Genomic DNA, 18,269 nt, shown 5'->3' with positions numbered 1-18,269 from the left:
AGACTAAGCAGTTGTTCCGAAGAGCTGCTTAGTCTGTAGGAATCGGTCAGCGGAGAAGAGAGGATGAACAATATGGCAGATTATATTCTGGAAATGAAGGATATCGTCAAGGAATTTTCCGGAGTACGAGCCTTAGACAATGTCAATTTGCGGATTGAACGCGGTGAAATCCACGCGTTGTGCGGTGAAAATGGTGCCGGTAAGTCTACTTTGATGAATGTCTTAAGTGGCTTGTATCCATATGGTAGCTATAGCGGCGATATCATTTATGACGGCGATGTATGTCAGTTTAAAGATTTACGAGACAGCGAGAATAAGGGAATCGTAATTATCCATCAGGAATTGGCGTTAAGTCCGTTTCTTTCTATTAAAGAAAATATTTTCCTCGGAAATGAACAGGCTAAGCATGGCATCATTGACTGGGATATGACGGAAAAGAAAACGGATAATTTATTGAAGACGGTGGGACTGCGTATCAATCCCAATACCTTAGTATCGCAAATTGGGGTTGGTCAACAACAGTTGGTGGAAATTGCCAAAGCCTTTTCGAAATCGGTTCGGCTATTGATTTTGGATGAACCAACCGCCGCCTTGAATGAAGAAGAAAGTGCCAATCTTTTGGAATTAATCAAAGAATTCAAGCATCAAGGAATTACTTCTATTATTATTTCTCATAAATTAAATGAAATCGTTAGTGTCGCTGATCGCATCACGATTTTGCGGGATGGCCAAACGATTGAAACGCTTGAAAACGATGATATCAATGAAGAACGTATTATTCGCGGCATGGTGGGTCGGGACCTAACAAACCGTTATCCAGAACGGCATCCTAATATTGGTGAGGTCTACTTTGAGGTCAAAGACTGGACGGTTCATCATCCGGTGGACAATACCCGTATTATGAATGACAACATCAATGTGAAGATTCGTCGGGGTGAAATTATTGGTATCGCTGGTTTGATGGGCGCAGGACGTACTGAATTTGCCATGAGTGTTTTTGGTCATTCTTATGGTAGTAATATCTCAGGCCAAGTCTTTAAAGAAGGGAAAGAAATTTCCGTTAAAGATGTGCCGACAGCGATTCATAATGGCTTAGCGTATGTTTCTGAGGACCGTAAGGCATTAGGTTTAAACTTATTGATGGATATTCGCGAAAACACGACTATTGCTAGCCTTGGCAAAATCAGTCATGGTGGCGTCTTAGACAAAGAAAAAGAAGTAACGATAGCAGAGGAATATCGGAAGAAGATGCGCACGAAAACCAGCTCTATCTTCCAAAATGTCGGTAGTCTTAGTGGCGGAAATCAGCAGAAGGTCGTCTTATCAAAATGGTTGATGACCCAACCAGATATTCTCTTCTTAGACGAACCAACGCGCGGAATTGACGTTGGCGCTAAATATGAGATTTATACGATCATCGAAGAAATGGCGGCCAGTGGTAAAGCCGTCTGCATCATCTCTTCGGAATTACCGGAGATTTTAGGGATGTGTGACCGAATCTATACAATGAATGAAGGTCGCATGACTGGGGAAGTTATGCGAGAAGATGCTAATCAAGAAATTCTTATGAACTTGATGACCATGGAAGAAGAGGGTGTGGTATAACATGGAAAATACAGACAAATTAACACAAGAGAAAAAAGGTATCAGCCTAAAAGACAAGGCGATGGATATTTTCAGCCGCTATAGTATGGTAATCATTTTAGTGGTACTACTGATTGCGTTTCAGGTAATGACCGATGGGATTTTCTGGCGGCCGTTGAATATTACGAACTTAGTGTTGCAAAATAGTCATATTTTAGTCTTGGCTGCGGGGATGTTGTTAGTCGTATTACTTGGACACGTTGACTTGTCAGTTGGTTCAGTGATGGCCTTTGTCGGAGCGATTGCCGGCATGTTGATGGTAAACAATGGGCTAAGTCCATGGCTAGCAGTGCCATTATGTTTAGTAATCGGTGCTCTGATCGGTGCTTGGCAAGGTTTCTGGGTTGCTTATGTGGGGATTCCAGCCTTTATCGTCACGTTAGCGGGTCTCTTGATGTTCCGTGGGTTAACTCAAGTCGTTTTAGGCGGCCAATCATTGGCACCATTTCCAAGTGCCTTCCAAAAAATCTCAACAGGTTACCTGCCTGACTTCATTGGTGGCGACCATCTGCACTTATTGACCATGGTTTTAGGGATTGCGATTGCGGCAGTCTTAGTAATTGGTCAATGGCGTACGCGGGAACGTCGGAAAAAGAACTTGTTTGAAGTCGAATCTATGAATGCTTTCTTATTTAAAGCTATTTTCACAGGTATTGTCGTGATTGGTGTGACCTATATCTTTGCTGCTTACCAAGGTTATCCAGTTATCTTGATCATCTTAGGGGTGATTGTCGCAGCTTACGGTTTCTTAACGAATAAAACAGTTGCTGGTCGTCAAATCTACGCTACAGGTGGTAATCGTAAAGCCGCAGAATTATCTGGGATCAAAACGAAAAAAATTACGTTCTGGGTATTCGTTAACATGGGTGCCATGGCTGCATTAGCCGGCTTAATCTTAGCGGCTCGTTTGAACGCAGCTACCCCACAAGCCGGAACTTCCATGGAATTGGATGCCATGGCGGCGGTTTACTTCGGTGGCGCCTCAACTTCTGGTGGTATCGGAACTATCATGGGTGCTATCGTCGGTGGTTTGGTAATGGGTGTTCTGAATAACGGGATGTCTATCTTAGGCGTTGGGGTCGATTGGCAACAAGCGATTAAGGGCTTGATCTTACTACTAGCCGTTGTCCTAGATATCTACAACAAGAAGAAGAAAATTTCTTAAGAGGTGAAGATGATGACAGATGATTCTCAAAAAACAATCCTCTTGATCTGTACGGCAGGTATCACCACTGGTCTCTTAGTAAAAAACGTACAGCAGGCGGCGGATGAAAAAAATCTAGACGTGCATGTCTATTCGGCGCCGGCCATCGTAGCGGAGCAGATTATTCAAAATCAGCATGTGGATGCCTTGATGATTGGGCCACAATCAAAATACGAAGTGGCACGTTTGCAAGATTTCCTCAATTACAAAGCTGTTCCCTTCAAGTTGATCTCAAAAGAGGACTACGAAACGTTAGATGGCGAAGCAGTGTTGAAAGACAGCTTGCGTCTACTAGCCGAAAACTGACCAACTCGACCCAAACTTCGTCCTCCTCTGGACGAGTTGGTGAAGATTTGCATAAAAAGCCCCCAATGCTTTAGTAAAAACCGTAGCGACCTAATAGTTGCTGCGGTTTTTATGCGCGTAAATAGGAATGAAAAGAGGTGGAAAAGCTAGCTGTAACTTTCAATTTTGCCAACAGAATGCCTTTTATTAGCGGTCTAAATGAGGTATGATAGTAAGGACTTCAAAATACGAGGCCTTATTACCCCAACGCTGAAAGATCTCGGATCGATTAAGTGTTTTTTTCAGCCTAAAATAGAATGTCTTGACACATTATTTTCTCTGAAAAAAGGACGAAGAAGCAAGGATATTTGAAGAGTAGGGCTTTTTTTGTTACTGTTAGCAGGAATGAAAGAAATGGATGAGGGAATTAGCATGAAACCAATAATCGAATTAAAAGATATTCGCTTTCGTTATCAGCCGGAAGAGCCGGAGTTGGCACTCCATGATGTCTCTTTTACCATTGAACAGGGCGAGTGGATCGCTATTATCGGACATAATGGTTCTGGTAAATCCACTTTAGCGAAAACAATTAACGGCTTATTATTACCAGAAGCCGGGACCATCAAAGTCGGTGGCAAAGAATTGAATGAAACCAACGTTTGGGATATCCGCCGCATGGTGGGGATGGTGTTCCAAAATCCCGATAACCAATTCGTTGGCTCTACAGTAGAAGATGACGTCGCTTTTGGGATGGAAAATCAAGGAATTCCCCGGGAAGAAATGCTAGTGCGGGTCCAAGATGCCTTAGAGCGGGTTCGTATGAGTGATTTTGCGACTCGAGAACCAGCCCGCCTATCAGGTGGTCAAAAGCAACGGGTAGCGATTGCTGGGGTGGTGGCGTTGCGTCCCGACATCATCATTTTGGATGAAGCCACTAGTATGCTGGATCCGGAAGGCCGGGCAGAAGTAATCGACACCATTCAGAAAATCAAAGAAGAAAGTAATTTGACGGTCATTTCAATCACTCATGATATTGATGAGGCGGCCAATGCCAATCGCATCTTGGTGATGCGCCAAGGTCAGTTAGTCGGCCAAGGTACACCTAAGGAAATCTTTTCAGCTGGCGAAAAGCTGATTGAATTGGGCCTAGATCTGCCATTTCCAGAAAAGCTGAAGATTGCGCTAAAAGAACGTGGGATTCAAGTTCCCAATGAATATTTGACAGAAGAAGGGATGGTGGATTGGTTATGGACATCCGTTTTGAACAAGTAGATTTTACCTATCAACCTAACACCCCTTTTGAACAACGGGCTTTGTTTGAAATCGATATGGAAATCAAAGACGGCTCCTATACCGCCATCGTAGGGCATACTGGCAGTGGTAAGTCGACATTGCTGCAACACTTGAATGCCTTGGTGAAACCTACTAAAGGTAATGTGTATATTGGTGATCGGCAAATTACACCAGAAACCGATAATAAGAATTTAAAACCGATTCGTAAAAAAGTCGGCATTGTCTTTCAGTTTCCAGAAGCGCAGCTTTTTGAGGAAACCGTAGCAAAAGATATCGCCTTTGGACCTAAGAATTTTGGGGCTACTGAGGAAGAAGGCCGGGCTTTGGCAGAGAAAATGCTAGGGCAAGTTGGGCTAGATGAAAGTTATCTTGACCGTTCACCTTTTGATCTTTCCGGTGGTCAAATGCGCCGAGTGGCTATCGCCGGTGTTTTAGCGATGGAACCAGAAGTCTTAGTCTTAGATGAGCCGACAGCGGGCCTTGATCCCCAAGGTCGTAAGGAAATGATGGAAATGTTTTGGCGTCTCCATGAAGCGGGTATGACCATCGTCTTAGTGACCCATTTAATGGATGATGTGGCTAATTTTGCCGACTATGTCCTTGTTTTAGAAAAGGGTCGTATCGTAAAAAAAGGCACCCCGCAAGAAGTCTTTGCTGATATTCCGTGGTTGAAGGAAAAACAGCTGGGTGTGCCAACAGCCGCAAACTTTGCAGAAAAGTTGCTGGCCAAAGGCTTCCAGCTAGATGTTTTACCCTTAACAGCTGACGCGCTAGCTGACGCCATCGTAGCGCAACAGGAAGCGGGTGAGCGGCTATGATGAATAAATTGATCTTTGGTCGCTACATCCCTGGTGACTCATTGATTCACCGGTTAGATCCACGGGCTAAATTATTAGCCAGCTTTTACTTTATCGGGATCATCTTCTTGGCCAATAATTGGCAAACCTATGCCATGTTGTTTGTCTTTACCATGGTAGCAGTTGCTCTTTCTAAAATCAGTATCAAGTTCTTTATACGCGGCTTGCGACCACTCTTGTGGTTGATTCTTTTCACCGTGGCTTTGCAGATTCTCTTTACCCGCGGGGGTGAGGTCATTTGGGAGTGGGGTATCATCAGCATCACTCAATTTGGGCTGGTAAATGGTGCCTTTATCTTCTGTCGTTTCGTCTTGATTATCTTCATGTCGACACTCTTGACCTTAACGACACCGCCTTTGGATTTGTCAGACGCCATTGAGTATATTCTGCGACCCTTAAAAGTGGTCCGGTTCCCCGTCCATGAAATCTCCCTAATGTTATCGATTGCCTTGCGTTTTGTGCCGACACTGATGGATGAAACCGAGAAAATCATGAATGCGCAACGGGCGCGGGGGGTAGACTTTGGTGAAGGCAATCTGATTCAAAAAATGAAGGCTGTCGTACCGCTGTTGATTCCATTATTTGTCAGCAGTTTCAACCGGGCAGAAGATTTGGCAACGGCCATGGAAGCCCGCGGTTATCAAGGCGGCGAAGGCCGCTCTAAGTATCGTATCTTAGAATGGCACGGCCGTGATACGATCGTGGTGTTGGTTTATGCTTGCTTAACAGTCGCCTTAGTGTGGCTTAGAAATTAGAAATCAAGAATCGTGATCAAGCTGGTCTTGATCACGTTCTTTTTATGAGGAGGAAATGACATGCCCCGCTATAAAGCAATCATTGCCTATGATGGCACCTTGTTTCATGGCTTTCAGCGCCAGCCCAATGGCCGTACCGTCCAAGAAGAGCTGGAGAAAACTCTGACCCGCATGAACCATGGCGAGGTGATTCAAGTCCATGGCTCCGGTCGTACCGACGCCCATGTTCATGCGGCTGGTCAAGTAATCCACTTTGATTACCCAGAGACCCGGGATTTGGAACGAATGCGTTACGCGCTAGATACTCAATCACCTGAGGATATTGCCGTCAAAAGTGTGACCATCGAAGACGAAACCTTTCATGCTCGCTACTTTGTTACTGGTAAAACCTATCAGTTTATCGTAGATATCGGCAAGCCCCGTAATCCCTTTACTCGTAACTATGCCAGCTTTTATCCCTATCCCTTGACAATCGAGCGGATCCAGCAGGCCTTACCACATTTCCTAGGGACCCATGACTTTACCACTTTTTGTGCATCGGGTAGTTCGATTGAAGACAAAGTCCGCACGATCTGGCAGGCAGACCTTGAATATGATGAAAGCCAGCAGCGCTTGATTTTTACTTTTCGGGGTGACGGCTTTTTGTATAAGATGATTCGGATTATGGTGGGCACCTTGTTGAAAATCGGGAATGGGCGTATGGACCCAGACAGTATCCCACTTATTTTGGAGCAAAAGAATCGCAACCTAGCGGGACCTACAGCTAGTCCAGAAGGTTTGTATTTGATGGAAGTAGAATATGATCCGGACCGTTTGGCGGAAAAACTAGCCCGCTATGGGAAGCAAGAAGCATCAGAATAAAAAAGAAAAAAGTGGGACATAACTCAAAAAGTTATGTCCCACTTTTTTCCTATCCGAATACACGGTGGAAGCAGAAACAACAGCTATACGCATACAGTTACTGCTTATTTGCTTTAGGCTTTATTTTCATCTAACAGATCATCCAGTTCCACCACTTGGCTATATTGATCGATTTTAGTGATGCCAATGACTTTGGCTAAATCAATGACAAAGGCAATACCATTGCCGGCTTGCCCAATCTTTAGACCGTCACCAATGACTTTCAGCATCGTATTGGTGAGACTCTCTGGCACTAGCGTCAAAACGATATCCTTTTCAGGTTCAATCTCTAGACCTAAAAAGCGGCCAACATCATGGACGCCAGAGCCGCGGCCATGTAAAATCGTGCCACCACTAGCGCCAGCCTCCTTGGTTAAGTCAACGACATCACCGCCATTGCCGCCATCCACGATGGTGACGATTAATTCTAAATTCAATGCTACTGGTCTATTCATAATTACTCCCCTCTTAACTGTTGACGCGCTTTTGCGTCGCGTTCATCTTTCTTTTTATAAATGTAGCCTAAAGCCATGGTAGATAATATCGGTGTTAAGGCAATCATGGCGACAACGCCGAAACCATCAATCATGGGATCACGCCCTTCGATTTGCGCGGCAATTGAGACACACATGGACAAGATAAAAGTCGAACACATCGGTCCGGTGGCAACACCGCCATTATCAAAGGCCATGGCTAAAAACATTTTGTCGACTTTGCGTCCCAATATAAAAACAAGCAGGTAGCCAGGTATCAGGAAATAATACAGTGAAAAGCCGGCTAACAAACGCCACATGGACAAGGCGACGGCCACGCCAATCCCAATCGCCACAACCGCCAAGAGGACCTTGGAGCGAATCCGTCCTTCGCTGATTTCTTCCACCTGTTTAACCATTACATGAATTGCGGGTTCGGCAAAGCCGACTAAAAAGCCCATCACAAAACCAATTGGAATCAGAATATAGTTATGTTCCAAGGCTGCGATTGCTGCCCCTAGGTGTCGGCCAACGGGTACATAGGCAATGTTGACGCCGTGAAGAAATAAAATCAAGCCTACTAACGTGATAGCGAAACCAATCATAATCTTCAAAAAGCGGCGTTTTCGCAATTTAAAACTGGTAAAGTTCAAAATAACAAAAATCAAGACAATCGGGGCGACTGCTAAAACGACTTCCCAAACGACGGTGCCAAAACCGGCAAAGATCTCCTGCAAAAGATTCACTGGAAGATCACCCCTAACAACATGACTGCTAAAACAGGACCCAGTGAGGCTACGCCCACCATCCCAAAGCTGTCATTTTCATTTTTCCGCTGTTTGATCATACTCGTGACCCCAATTGCTAACGAAAGCATAAAGGGTACCGTGATGGGACCCGTTGTAACGCCACCAGCATCAAAGGCGATGGGCATAAATTCAGGACTGGTTAAAAACGAGGCGATAAAGACCACGCCGTAGCCAATCAGCATCATGTAATAATACGACATCCGAAAAACAATCCGTAAGAGGGCAATTGCTAGAAAGATCCCGGTACCGACACTTACGACCCCAATCAAGAGGGTCCGGGTAATGGCACCTTCTGAGATCTCGTTGACTTGCTGCGCCAAGACTTGGACTGAAGGCTCGGCAATGGTAATCACGATTCCAATCGCAAAGCCTAAGCCGATAATGATCCCCAAGTTTTTCTTTTTAACCATAAATTTTCCGACTAAATCACCAACCTCCATCATGGAATGGTCTGCCCCAAACAGGAACAGCGTCATTCCCACGACCATGATCGCAGCCCCCACTAGAAAGCTGATCATATCGTCCCGAGATAATGGCGCGAAAATAAAGGTCATTAAAATAATGAGCACCGTCATTGGCGCGATGGAAACAAAGACATCTTGAAAATTTTTCCGCATACATCCTCCTCCTTCTATTATTAAGTATACCGAAAAAACCGTTTTCTGGCGAATCGCTTTCAGATCGTCATTCGTTAGCAGTTGTGATAGGATGGACGAGAGGTGATTCGATGAAAGCAGTGATTTTTGATATGGATGGGGTTTTAGTTGATTCGGAATATACATTTTTACAATCCAAAACCGAGCTACTACGAGATGCGGGCTACCCCCAGGATATTTCTTATCAATATCAATTTATGGGGACAACGTTTGAATTTATGTGGCAAAAAATGAAAGAAGAACTAGGTTTGCCAGCTAGTGTGGCTACCTATATTGAAGAAATGAATCGTCGTCGTGAGGTCATGATGGCCCGTGACGGCATCAAGCCGATTCAGCATGCTCAAGACCTAGTCAAGCGTTTAAATGCAGCGGGTATTCCTTTGGCGGTGGCCTCGTCATCACCTAAAAAGGAGATTTTACGCGCCTTGACTGAACTGGGTCTAGTAACGGATTTTCAGTATTTGGTGAGTGGTGAAGAGGTGGCACATTCCAAGCCGGCACCAGATGTTTTTCTAGCTGCTGCCCAGCAATTAGGGATTGCACCAGCCGATTGTTTAGTCTTTGAAGATACGCGTAATGGCAGTTTAGCAGCTAAGGCAGCTGGCATGTACTGCATTGGTTTTGCTAATCCCGACTATCCAGCACAAGATTTAAGTGCGGCCGATCAAGTCGTAACCAGCTTTAAAGAGTTAAAGGTGGTTGACTTAGTAGAGCTTTAAAACTTGCTGTGGACCTTACCTAAAAAATAAACGACCTTCATCTGGCAAGGCGGCAGTGCCGTCAGCTGATGGAGGTCGTTTTTTATTATTGCATTTCTTGATCTTTTGCGATAGTGGCGCTAACCGCATCAATCACAGTGGCCACCAAGCCAGAACGTTCTAAGGAGACCACGCCAGCCACGGTGGTACCACCAGGAGAAGAGACCTTATCCACCAAATCCCAAGGGGAATCGGTTCCTGCTAAGACCATCTTACCACTGCCTAAGACTGCATGAGCCGCGATTTCAGTCGCGGTTTTTTTAGGGAGACCATGTAAGACAGCGGCACGGGCTAATGCGTCAATGAACATATAGACAAAAGCTGGGGCGCTGCCGGCGATGCCAATAAACGTGCTGAAATCTTTTTCAGCTAGCGGATAGACGCGGCCCACACTTTCAAAGATACCAGTTACGGTAGCGAGTTGTTGTGGGGCCACCGTTTCATCGCCACAAATTGCCGCCGTACCTTCACCGACTACCGCATTGACGTTAGGCATTACGCGAATATAGGCAAACTGGGGGGCAGCTGCTTTTAGCTGCCCTAAGGTAACCCCAGCGGCAATCGACACCATCAAAGCCTGTGCAGATGCTAAACTACCTAACACCTGTGGAATAATGGCGGGCTTCACTGCTAAAATCACGATATCACAGTTTGCGGCTAATTCTTCATGGGACGCGGCGGCATGGACGGGACGCGTCGCCGCATATTCCTGACTACGGGCAAAAGAAGAGCCGGAAATCCAGATATCGGCGGGGCCTTTTGCTAATAAGCCATCAATAATGGCACTGGCCATATTGCCGGTACCAATAAATCCAATTTTCATAAAATTCCTCCTAAGTTCAAGCTTATTTGTTTAGCATAGCCACAAATGTAGCAGAAGACAAGCAGAAGGCATGGTTTTAGTGGAAATAAATGGCGCTTTCCGCTACCATTAAGGTGAGTTGAGGGAGAGAACAGATGATGAAAACAATTAAAAAAATCGCGACGTGGTATCAACAGCATAGTCTCTTGGTAAAGGTGATTTTTTTCGCCTCGATCATGGTCTTTGTGGTGAACCAAGTCGCCCATATTGCCGCAGATATTAGCTGGTCGGATGTGAAAAGCACGTTTGCGGAGCAAGGTTGGGGCCACCTCTTGTTAATGGCGCTGATGGGCGCTTTAGCGGTCACCCCCATGATGTTATATGACTATGTCGCCTTGCGAGTCTTTGAAGAGCAGGGACGCAGTCCATTACCTAGAAAAACGTTTTTCTTGTCAGCCTGGATTACCAATACCATTAATAATCTGGCGGGTTTTGGTGGTTTGGTAGCGGCAACTTTGCGGGGCAATTACTATGGTGGGGAAGTGCCTCAAAAGAAGGTGGTTGCGACTGTCTCCAAAATCGCACTTTTTCTATTAAGCGGTCTATCTTTACTGTGCCTTTTAGCCCTAGGTTTCTTGTATACCGGGCAAGCGACGGCAGCTAGCCAATACACGCTATGGCTGTGGGGCGGAGCGGCTTATGCGCCATTATTACTGTTGTTTATCCAATTTCGCCAAAAGGGCTTGTTTGCCGATTTTCTGCCAAAGGGTCGGTGGTTGTTATTATTTGCCTCTTTAGGGCAATGGTTGGGGGCTTTTTTAAGTTTTGCCGCTATTGGCACCTTAATGGGCAACGGCCAAGCACTCCGGGGGATTTTCCCCTTGTTTGTGGCGGCATCCTTAATTGGGATGCTGACGATGGTCCCTGGGGGCGCCGGCACCTTTGATGTCTTAATGATTGTCGGCCTAAGCCAATTAGGGATTCGCCAAGATGTGGCAGTGGTCTGGCTCCTGTTTTACCGCATCTTTTACTATTTATTGCCATTTTTCAGTGGCTTACTATTGTTTCTGCACCAAACCAGTATCCGTCTGAATCGTCTTTTAGATAATCTGCCGCGGCTTTTTACGCAGAAAACCGCCCATGCTTTATTAGTCACCGCTTTATATCTGGCGGGAATCACCATGGTGTTATTATCGGCGGTCACTAATTTATCGACTTTGAGTCAGGTTTTTGCTTGGCTGACTTCCTACACTTTTAATTTTTTGGATCAGACGCTGAATATTATGGTGGGAATTTTACTCTTAGGTCTCGCGCGGGGCATTGCTGCTAAAGTCAAAAAGGCCTATTGGCCCACCGTTTTAGTACTAGCTTTTAGTATTGGCAACACGATTTTACATACCCGTTCATGGCAGCTGATTTTGCTGTACAGCGTCCTTTTGATTGCAGTCTTTTATTCGCGTAAAGAGTTGTATCGAGAAAAATTTGTCTACTCCTGGGGTGCCCTCTTAGTGGATGGTCTGCTGTTTGGCTTTCTCTTGATTTTATACGGTATTGCTGGCTATCAGAAAAATAACCAATGGGCCGGTAAAATGCTGCTGTTCTTTCCCTCAGATACTGTTTGGTTCTCGGGGTTGATTGGCATCGGTCTTTCCGCGTTAGTGCTAGTGACGCTGTATCAATATTTAACTACCACTGATGAGGTTCTAGGCAATTTTTACGAACCAAGTCGGGTAGCAAGCTTGATTGAACGCTTTGGCGGGACCCGTACTAGTCAATGGTTGACCTTGAAGGATCGTTATTGTTTTTATTACCGGGTCGCTGGTCGCGATCAAGTCTTAATCCCTTATCAGGTAAAAGCCAACAAATGCTTTGTTTTAGGCGATCCTCTAGGCTATACGGCTGATTTTCAAGCCGCTACCTTGGCCTTTTTAAAACAGGCTGACCGTTTAGGCTATCAGCCCGTTTTCTATCAAAGCTCGGAAAGCTACGTCGTACAAGTTCATGATCTAGGCTATCATTTTATGAAAATCGGGACCTTGGGTTACTTGGATCATCGCAGTCCTAAAGCGGATCAGTTCCGCCTTTCTACTGAGAATACCCAAAATCGACAATTAGCCAATCAAGGCTATCAATTCCAGTGGTACCCACAAATTCCCAGTGAATTGATGCCGATCTTACATCAAGTTTCGCTAGCTTATTTGGCTGGCGGTCGGGAAAAGCAGTTTAGTTATAGCCGTTTCCAAGCTAATTATCTTAAAGGGCAAGCCGTTGGTGTCATGCGCTCGCCGGAAAATCAGGTGATTGGCTTTATCACGCCGCGCTTGTGGCAAAATGAAGCAGGTATTGACTTACTGCGGCTAGTACCCACAGCGCCAGCCGGAGCGACTGACTTTCTACTGACCCATTTCTTTGCCGAAATGCAAAATAAAGCCCGAATCGAGGTGGGAACGGCTCCCTTAGCGACAGTCGGCAACAATGAATTTGCCTTTATCCACGAACGATTTGCCCGGATTTTCTACCGGTTTAGTGAACAATTCTATGGTTGGCAAGACCAATATCAGCAGATTGTGCCTTATGTGACGGAATGGGAGTCCTTATATTTGGCGTATCCCAAACATAGCAGTATTCTATTTGTATTCATTCAATTAGTTTTATTGATTGGTCGTGGCGGTAGTGAGCGCCATTCGCTCGTCGCAACGGCCATCAGCGAACTGGGAAGGGAGGGGTGAAGATGAAAAAAGAGGAGCCAGCGACAACACCTTCTGAAAAAGACTTGGCAGAGCCGATTGAAGCGTCTGAGCCAGCTGTCTCAGCTGAGGCAAAAGTAACGCCAGCGAACAACGAGGCAGTTGCAGACACAACCGCTGCAGCCACTACTGAGGAGGAAGCTGCCACTGAAACCACAGCGAAACCGCAGCTAACAGATGCTGAATCGGAGTCAAAAGAGGCACCTAAAGCTGAAAGAACGGCATCGGCGCCTGAAGCAACGACATCAGCTAAGCCCAAAAAGGAGAGTCAACGTTTCCGCGAAATCATGCGGATCATGCGCCAATATAAAATCTTGCCACGGTTAGCCCGTCAAAAAGAGCCGGAACAAGTCCGGAAAGGCTTGGAAGCATTAGGACCAACCTTTATTAAGATCGGTCAAATGTTATCGGTACGAACGGATATCATGTCACCAGAATTTGTGCAAGAATTACAAAAACTGCAAGACAACGTGGCAGTGGATCCACCAGCAGTGGCTAGACAGACGATGGTGCAGGAATTAGGGCGCCCGATTGAGGATGTCTTTCAACAATTTAACGATGTTCCTTTTGCCTCGGCTTCCATTGGTCAGACACACGAAGCGGTGTTAATCAGTGGTGAGCGGGTGGCAGTGAAACTACAACACCCCTCTATCCAAGAAGACATTCGGCTGGACCTATCGCTCTTGAAACGGGCGTTGCCACTGTTAAAAATCGTGCCAGATGGTAATGTAGTTGATGCTAAGGCGGTCGTGGCCGAGGTGGAGCGCTCTTTACTTAGCGAAGTAGACTATGCTCACGAGGCCGCTAATGGCCGTAAGTTTTATGAAGCTAATAATAATTGGGAAATCATTGAAACACCCTATATCTATGAAGAATATTGTACTAGCCGTTTACTCGTGATGGAATTTAAAAAGGGCCGGCCCTTGAATCAATATTTAAGCCATTTAGCGGATGAAGATCCTAAGATTAAACAACAGTTGGGCGATGTATTAGTTCGCAACTTTATTAAGCAGGTGTTTGTTGACGGGTTCTTTCATGCTGATCCCCACCCAGGGAATCTTTTGATTCGCTCGGCTGATCCGTTAAAACGCAATGGCAAAGACCATCCAGACCTATTGTCGTTAGCTTTTCGCAAAGGCCGTGAAAAGCCGGTACCTTACCGCCTAGTCTATCTTGATTTTGGCATGATGGGTCGCTTAGATCAGCAGATGGTTACCAAACTAAGCCAAGTCATTACGAGCCTTTATTTCAAAAATATGCGGGATACTGGAGCGGCTATCTTAGCTATTTGTCAGCGAACCGGTCCAGTAGATGAAGAAAACTTTATCGGTGAATTGGCGACTTTTTTAGAGGAATACTATAATTTGCCGATTGGCCAGATGGACTTTCAACTGATGTTTATGCGCATGATCGATATTTGTAGCCGTAATAATCTCCGTATGGATTCAGCTGTCACCATGCTGATTAAAGCATTTGCTACTTTGGAAGGGGTCGTGGAGCAGTTGGATCCCGAATTATCCATGGTTCAAGTAGCGATTCCCTTTGCCCAAATGTATTTACAAGAAAAATTTGACTGGCAGTCCTTCGTCCGTGATGTCGGCTGGCAAGCGTTAGCCACCGGTAAATCATTGCCGAAGCTCCCTGAACGAGCCGTGTCGGCTTTAGACACCTTTAATGCCGGTCAGGCGCGTTTGAATATCGAGGTCAAGCAGAAGGATGAGTTGTTTGACGGAGCGGAACGTTTAGTGAACCGCTTAGTCGCCGGCTTAGTTTTAGCGGCGGTGATTATGGGTTCCTCTATGCTAGTGGAGTTTAGTCCAGACCCCACCAGTCGTTTTGCGACTAAATTAGGACTGTTTGGTTATGGTATCTCACTTTTAACCATTATTGGTTTGGTGGGACGGGCTTTATGGAAACGTTGGCAGAACTGGCGTAAACGCCGCCGCTTTTAAGAAGGAGGAGACGCGATGCATTGGGCATTTGAAGCAGCACAAAAAATCATTTCACGACAACCAGACGCAGAGCACTATACTTGTGCCTCAGGGGTTAGTCCCTCAGGCTATGTTCATGTTGGAAACTTCCGCGAAATCGCCACGACTTTTTTCGTGACAGAGGCCTTGAAGGCTTTAGGCAAAGAGCCGCGATTTATCCTATCTTGGGACGACTACGACCGTTTACGGAAAATCCCTCACAACGTCACGGGTGTCGATCCTGATGCCATTGGCCTGCCTTATACGAAAATCCCTAGTCCAGATCAACAGGCGGCGTCTTACGGGGCTTATTTTGAAGCCCAATTTGAAGCGGGCTTACGGAAATTAGGGATTCAACCAGCATACATTTATGAGACGCAGTGTTATGAAGGCGGGGTGTATGATGAGGCCTTGAAACATATCATGGACGAGCGCTTGGCGATTTATGATATTATTGCCCGTTTCCGGACAGAGGCGCCGGACGCGGCGGAGCGGGCCGCCTATTACCCCATCTCACTCTACTGTGATACCTGCGGTCATGACAGTACCGTGATTGAAGACTATGATTCAGAAACATCTTCTATTCACTATCATTGTACCCGTGGCCATAGCGGTACGCAGCAAATCGGTCAGGGGCAACGCATTAAACTCCATTGGAAGGTTGATTGGCCAATGCGGTGGCGTTATGAACAAGTTCAATTTGAGCCAGGTGGTAAGGATCACTCTTCTAAAAATGGCAGCTTCGATGTCGCCAAAGCCATTGCCAAGGAGCTATTTGATTACGAGGCACCGGTCTACGAGCCGTATGATTTTGTAAATATCAAAGGGTCACATGCGAAGATGTCTAGCTCTGTCGGCAATATTTTAACGTTAGACGAGCTGTTATCTGTGTATACTCCAGAAGTCGTCCTTTATTTGTACGCTAAATACCAACCGCGAGCGACCTTTGATTTAGGCTTAGATGAAGATGTTTTGCGTAATTATGCCGCCTATGAACAACTGCGGCAACAGGTGGCGGCAGGTCAAGCAGATGAAAACTTGACCCAGACCTTCCAATTAACCGGCGGTGACGGAGCAGCTAGTCTGAGCTTTAGTCATGTGGTAAGTCTGCTGAGCTTGACCGGCAATGACCAGACTGCCGTCGCCGAGCTTTTGACAAAAGAAGGCCAAGCTGAAGCAGAAATTCAAGAATTATTACCAAGAGCCGCCTATTGGCTAACCCACTATGCACCAGAGCGGGTGGCTACGATTCGGGAAACCTTTGATCAGACAACCTATGATACCTTAACGCCGGCCGTCAAAACGGAGCTCCATCAATTTGTAGACTTGTTAGCACAGGCACCGGAGGACTTAATGCAGGCGGTCTATGATTTGTTCCCAGAAACCGATAAAAAAGCCAAGCGTGAGGCTCAAAAAGCCTTGTTCCAAGCAATTTATCAGTTGGTTTTAGGCAGCACGAGTGGACCGCGTATCAATTTGTTGGTTTCATTAGTTGGCCCTGAACGTTTGACCCGTTTATTAGTTCCATCAGCATAAAAAAACTCCCTGATCGTACCAGATCAGGGAGTCTTTTTATGAAACTCGCGTCTTTTCTAAATAAAGGCGACGGAGCCGTTGATATAGGCGGGTCAATTCTTCTTCCCCGTAATCCAATTCCCAGAAGAAGGTTGGGACGTCTTTTAAAGCCATCATGGCAGAAGAAGTGATCAATAGATCATAATCCTCTTTAGGAAAGTAATCCTTTAATTGAATGAAAGGCAGACTACGGACAAATTGGACGACTGGAGACAGAATCAGTTGATTTTGTTCCATTGTAATAGCAACTGATAGTGGTTCAGGTTGAATAAGATCGTTATAGATCGGTAAGACTAAACGAGTGTACAAATCGATCATCACTTGTTGAGAATCTTGGAAGAACAAGTATTGTGGTGATGCTAATTGTTGTTCAAAGAACTCAGCGACTCGCTCCCGCACTTGTCGGTAAGCATGAGAGTGGGTGTCTTTTGGTAAGAATTCGCGTAAATGAGGGAAAGGCCGCTCAAAAACATAGAAAGGGAAGCTGAGATTCAACAAATTCCCTAGTAGAGTTTGACTATCAAAATGTTCCTTTTGAAAATGGAACAAGCTTTCTTCAGCAAAGCGCAGGAATTTTTGATTGAAATTCAGCACGGGATTGTCTAGCAATGAAAATTTCTGAATCGTTTGCGCAACCATCGCTTTACCAGATTCCGTGTAGAAGGGGGCAAAGTGACCTAGTAGGAACAAGTAGCTGGCTTCTCCTTGGACTTCTTTACCACTTAAAGCATACTCACTTTCCAGCCAGTCGAATTGGTAAGCCGGATTGTGCTTCAAGACGAAGTCAAATTTACGACTGTAAGCAACATGGTGACCTTGCGTCATGCGCAAATGGAAGACCGCCAGAAAATAATCCAATTCCTTTTCACCAAAGTATGTTTGGGACAAAGGTAAAACCGTGGCAACTTTTTGCTTCAATTGTTGCGGAATGGCAATATCTAAGGCAAATGGCCAGCTGCTGCCTCGTGTGCCTAACCAAGTAAGATAGAAGAGGGTGAAACGGATCATCCGTTCATCCCCTTTGATGCCTAAGGGATTATAGGTTAAGCGCAAATGATATGTTTTAAGATAGTTGGACAGCTTTTGCAGTTTGCGGCCAACTGTGGAACGACTTGTATCGAAAACTTCGCAAAAATCTTCAATGGTTTTGTCAGGGTGTTCCAACAAATAGGTAATCAATCGAAAAGGGACTGCTTGTTGTAACAAAGCATAGCGATAACTGTCAACCGTTACGTGTAATAGCGTAGTGTCGACTTTCCCGTTGCGTTTCAAGATAGAAGACTGAGTAGGCGCAATTTGTTGTAACTCTTCATCAATATCGGCCAATAGGAGCATAGCTTTTTGATAGGTCATCCCTTGTTTTTCAGCCAGTTCGCTGATGGAATGGATGCCGGTTTCGTATGTATGTAAAAGGCGGAACAGGCGGAATTTATGTTGCATGGATGTATCCATCATTAGTTCTTCGTATTGCATAGGGGCCTCCTTAATAATCACAGGTGTTTTTGTTTTGCTAGCTATGATTATAGTCACGAAACGCAAAG

The 18,269-nt window shown here is 45.5% G+C and carries 16 protein-coding genes; 11 read left to right on the top strand and 5 right to left on the bottom strand.

Features of this window, described 5'->3' with window-relative positions:
• The first annotated feature begins 72 nt into the window (after window positions 1-72).
• The 7 genes from mmsA (at window position 73) to truA (ending at window position 6,899) form a co-directional block, all read left to right on the top strand.
• Window positions 73-1,605 carry a multiple monosaccharide ABC transporter ATP-binding protein gene (gene mmsA, locus ECA01S_RS10480; RefSeq protein WP_067395065.1) on the top strand — a complete coding sequence of 511 codons (1,533 nt, stop codon included), beginning with the start codon at window positions 73-75 and terminating at the stop codon, window positions 1,603-1,605.
• Window position 1,606: 1 nt separating this feature from the next.
• On the top strand, window positions 1,607-2,809 hold the full coding sequence (gene mmsB / locus ECA01S_RS10475) for a multiple monosaccharide ABC transporter permease (RefSeq protein ID WP_067395062.1): 1,203 nt from the start codon (window positions 1,607-1,609) through the stop codon (window positions 2,807-2,809).
• 12 nt (window positions 2,810-2,821) lie between these two features.
• Complete coding sequence (locus ECA01S_RS10470) at window positions 2,822-3,154, top strand: PTS sugar transporter subunit IIB (protein WP_067395059.1); 333 nt, start codon at window positions 2,822-2,824, stop codon at window positions 3,152-3,154.
• Window positions 3,155-3,565: 411 nt separating this feature from the next.
• Window positions 3,566-4,405, top strand: a complete 840-nt coding sequence (locus ECA01S_RS10465) for an energy-coupling factor ABC transporter ATP-binding protein (protein ID WP_067395236.1) — start codon at window positions 3,566-3,568, stop codon at window positions 4,403-4,405.
• The gene (locus tag ECA01S_RS10460) at window positions 4,381-5,244 is read left to right on the top strand and encodes an energy-coupling factor ABC transporter ATP-binding protein (RefSeq protein ID WP_067395055.1); all 864 of its coding nucleotides are present in this window, start codon (window positions 4,381-4,383) and stop codon (window positions 5,242-5,244) included. The genes ECA01S_RS10465 and ECA01S_RS10460 overlap by 25 nt, the downstream gene beginning before the upstream one ends.
• On the top strand, window positions 5,241-6,038 hold the full coding sequence (locus tag ECA01S_RS10455; protein ID WP_067395052.1) for an energy-coupling factor transporter transmembrane component T family protein: 798 nt from the start codon (window positions 5,241-5,243) through the stop codon (window positions 6,036-6,038). Before ECA01S_RS10460 ends, ECA01S_RS10455 begins: the two co-directional genes overlap by 4 nt.
• 60 nt (window positions 6,039-6,098) lie before the next feature.
• Window positions 6,099-6,899 carry a tRNA pseudouridine(38-40) synthase TruA gene (gene truA, locus ECA01S_RS10450; protein ID WP_067395049.1) on the top strand — a complete coding sequence of 267 codons (801 nt, stop codon included), beginning with the start codon at window positions 6,099-6,101 and terminating at the stop codon, window positions 6,897-6,899.
• A 113-nt stretch (window positions 6,900-7,012) separates the two neighbouring features.
• Here truA and ECA01S_RS10445 read toward each other — a convergent pair whose 3' ends face one another.
• The 3 genes from ECA01S_RS10445 to ECA01S_RS10435 are packed head-to-tail and all read right to left on the bottom strand — an operon-like array spanning window position 7,013 to window position 8,837.
• Window positions 7,013-7,393 (bottom strand): P-II family nitrogen regulator, encoded by a 381-nt coding sequence (locus ECA01S_RS10445; RefSeq protein WP_067395046.1) that lies wholly within the window; start codon window positions 7,391-7,393, stop codon window positions 7,013-7,015.
• 2 nt (window positions 7,394-7,395) lie between these two features.
• Window positions 7,396-8,157, bottom strand: a complete 762-nt coding sequence (locus ECA01S_RS10440; protein WP_067395044.1) for a DUF1538 domain-containing protein — start codon at window positions 8,155-8,157, stop codon at window positions 7,396-7,398.
• Complete coding sequence (locus ECA01S_RS10435; RefSeq protein WP_067395041.1) at window positions 8,154-8,837, bottom strand: DUF1538 domain-containing protein; 684 nt, start codon at window positions 8,835-8,837, stop codon at window positions 8,154-8,156. The genes ECA01S_RS10440 and ECA01S_RS10435 overlap by 4 nt, the downstream gene beginning before the upstream one ends.
• Window positions 8,838-8,947: 110 nt before the next feature.
• On the opposite strand from ECA01S_RS10435, the gene ECA01S_RS10430 reads away from it, so the two are divergent.
• Window positions 8,948-9,595 (top strand): HAD family hydrolase, encoded by a 648-nt coding sequence (locus ECA01S_RS10430; protein WP_067395037.1) that lies wholly within the window; start codon window positions 8,948-8,950, stop codon window positions 9,593-9,595.
• An 85-nt stretch (window positions 9,596-9,680) separates the two neighbouring features.
• Here the strand turns inward: ECA01S_RS10430 and proC are convergent, their stop codons facing one another.
• Window positions 9,681-10,457, bottom strand: a complete 777-nt coding sequence (gene proC / locus ECA01S_RS10425; RefSeq protein WP_067395034.1) for a pyrroline-5-carboxylate reductase — start codon at window positions 10,455-10,457, stop codon at window positions 9,681-9,683.
• A gap of 134 nt (window positions 10,458-10,591) precedes the next feature.
• Here proC and mprF point away from each other — a divergent pair, with 134 nt between their 5' ends.
• Genes mprF through lysS form a run of 3 tightly spaced genes read left to right on the top strand, consistent with a single transcriptional unit; the run spans window position 10,592 to window position 16,689 of the window.
• Window positions 10,592-13,165: a bifunctional lysylphosphatidylglycerol flippase/synthetase MprF gene (gene mprF, locus ECA01S_RS10420; protein ID WP_067395031.1), complete on the top strand. Its 2,574-nt coding sequence runs from the start codon at window positions 10,592-10,594 to the stop codon at window positions 13,163-13,165.
• A gap of 2 nt (window positions 13,166-13,167) precedes the next feature.
• Complete coding sequence (locus tag ECA01S_RS10415; RefSeq protein WP_067395028.1) at window positions 13,168-15,135, top strand: ABC1 kinase family protein; 1,968 nt, start codon at window positions 13,168-13,170, stop codon at window positions 15,133-15,135.
• Window positions 15,136-15,150: 15 nt separating this feature from the next.
• Window positions 15,151-16,689 (top strand): lysine--tRNA ligase, encoded by a 1,539-nt coding sequence (lysS, locus tag ECA01S_RS10410; RefSeq protein WP_067395025.1) that lies wholly within the window; start codon window positions 15,151-15,153, stop codon window positions 16,687-16,689.
• A gap of 36 nt (window positions 16,690-16,725) precedes the next feature.
• Here the strand turns inward: lysS and ECA01S_RS10405 are convergent, their stop codons facing one another.
• Window positions 16,726-18,201: a helix-turn-helix domain-containing protein gene (locus ECA01S_RS10405; protein WP_067395022.1), complete on the bottom strand. Its 1,476-nt coding sequence runs from the start codon at window positions 18,199-18,201 to the stop codon at window positions 16,726-16,728.
• Window positions 18,202-18,269 lie beyond the last annotated feature (68 nt).

The sequence above is a fragment of the Enterococcus canis NBRC 100695 genome (assembly GCF_001544375.1).
GTDB classification, from domain to species: Bacteria; Bacillota; Bacilli; order Lactobacillales; family Enterococcaceae; genus Enterococcus_H; species Enterococcus_H canis.
This window is presented reverse-complemented; position numbering and strand designations above follow the sequence as displayed.

Excerpts from the sequence above, each read along its gene's own strand:
- proC (WP_067395034.1), bottom strand. The coding sequence starts at position 10,457 with ATGAAAATTGGATTTATTGGTACCGGCAATATGGCCAGTGCCATTATT.
- mmsB (WP_067395062.1), top strand. The coding sequence starts at position 1,607 with ATGGAAAATACAGACAAATTAACACAAGAGAAAAAAGGTATCAGCCTA.
- lysS (WP_067395025.1), top strand. The coding sequence starts at position 15,151 with ATGCATTGGGCATTTGAAGCAGCACAAAAAATCATTTCACGACAACCA.
- ECA01S_RS10435 (WP_067395041.1), bottom strand. The coding sequence starts at position 8,837 with ATGCGGAAAAATTTTCAAGATGTCTTTGTTTCCATCGCGCCAATGACG.
- ECA01S_RS10445 (WP_067395046.1), bottom strand. The coding sequence starts at position 7,393 with ATGAATAGACCAGTAGCATTGAATTTAGAATTAATCGTCACCATCGTG.
- truA (WP_067395049.1), top strand. The coding sequence starts at position 6,099 with ATGCCCCGCTATAAAGCAATCATTGCCTATGATGGCACCTTGTTTCAT.
- ECA01S_RS10460 (WP_067395055.1), top strand. The coding sequence starts at position 4,381 with ATGGACATCCGTTTTGAACAAGTAGATTTTACCTATCAACCTAACACC.
- ECA01S_RS10415 (WP_067395028.1), top strand. The coding sequence starts at position 13,168 with ATGAAAAAAGAGGAGCCAGCGACAACACCTTCTGAAAAAGACTTGGCA.
- mprF (WP_067395031.1), top strand. The coding sequence starts at position 10,592 with ATGATGAAAACAATTAAAAAAATCGCGACGTGGTATCAACAGCATAGT.
- ECA01S_RS10465 (WP_067395236.1), top strand. The coding sequence starts at position 3,566 with ATGAAACCAATAATCGAATTAAAAGATATTCGCTTTCGTTATCAGCCG.
- ECA01S_RS10455 (WP_067395052.1), top strand. The coding sequence starts at position 5,241 with ATGATGAATAAATTGATCTTTGGTCGCTACATCCCTGGTGACTCATTG.
- ECA01S_RS10470 (WP_067395059.1), top strand. The coding sequence starts at position 2,822 with ATGACAGATGATTCTCAAAAAACAATCCTCTTGATCTGTACGGCAGGT.
- ECA01S_RS10430 (WP_067395037.1), top strand. The coding sequence starts at position 8,948 with ATGAAAGCAGTGATTTTTGATATGGATGGGGTTTTAGTTGATTCGGAA.
- mmsA (WP_067395065.1), top strand. The coding sequence starts at position 73 with ATGGCAGATTATATTCTGGAAATGAAGGATATCGTCAAGGAATTTTCC.
- ECA01S_RS10405 (WP_067395022.1), bottom strand. The coding sequence starts at position 18,201 with ATGCAATACGAAGAACTAATGATGGATACATCCATGCAACATAAATTC.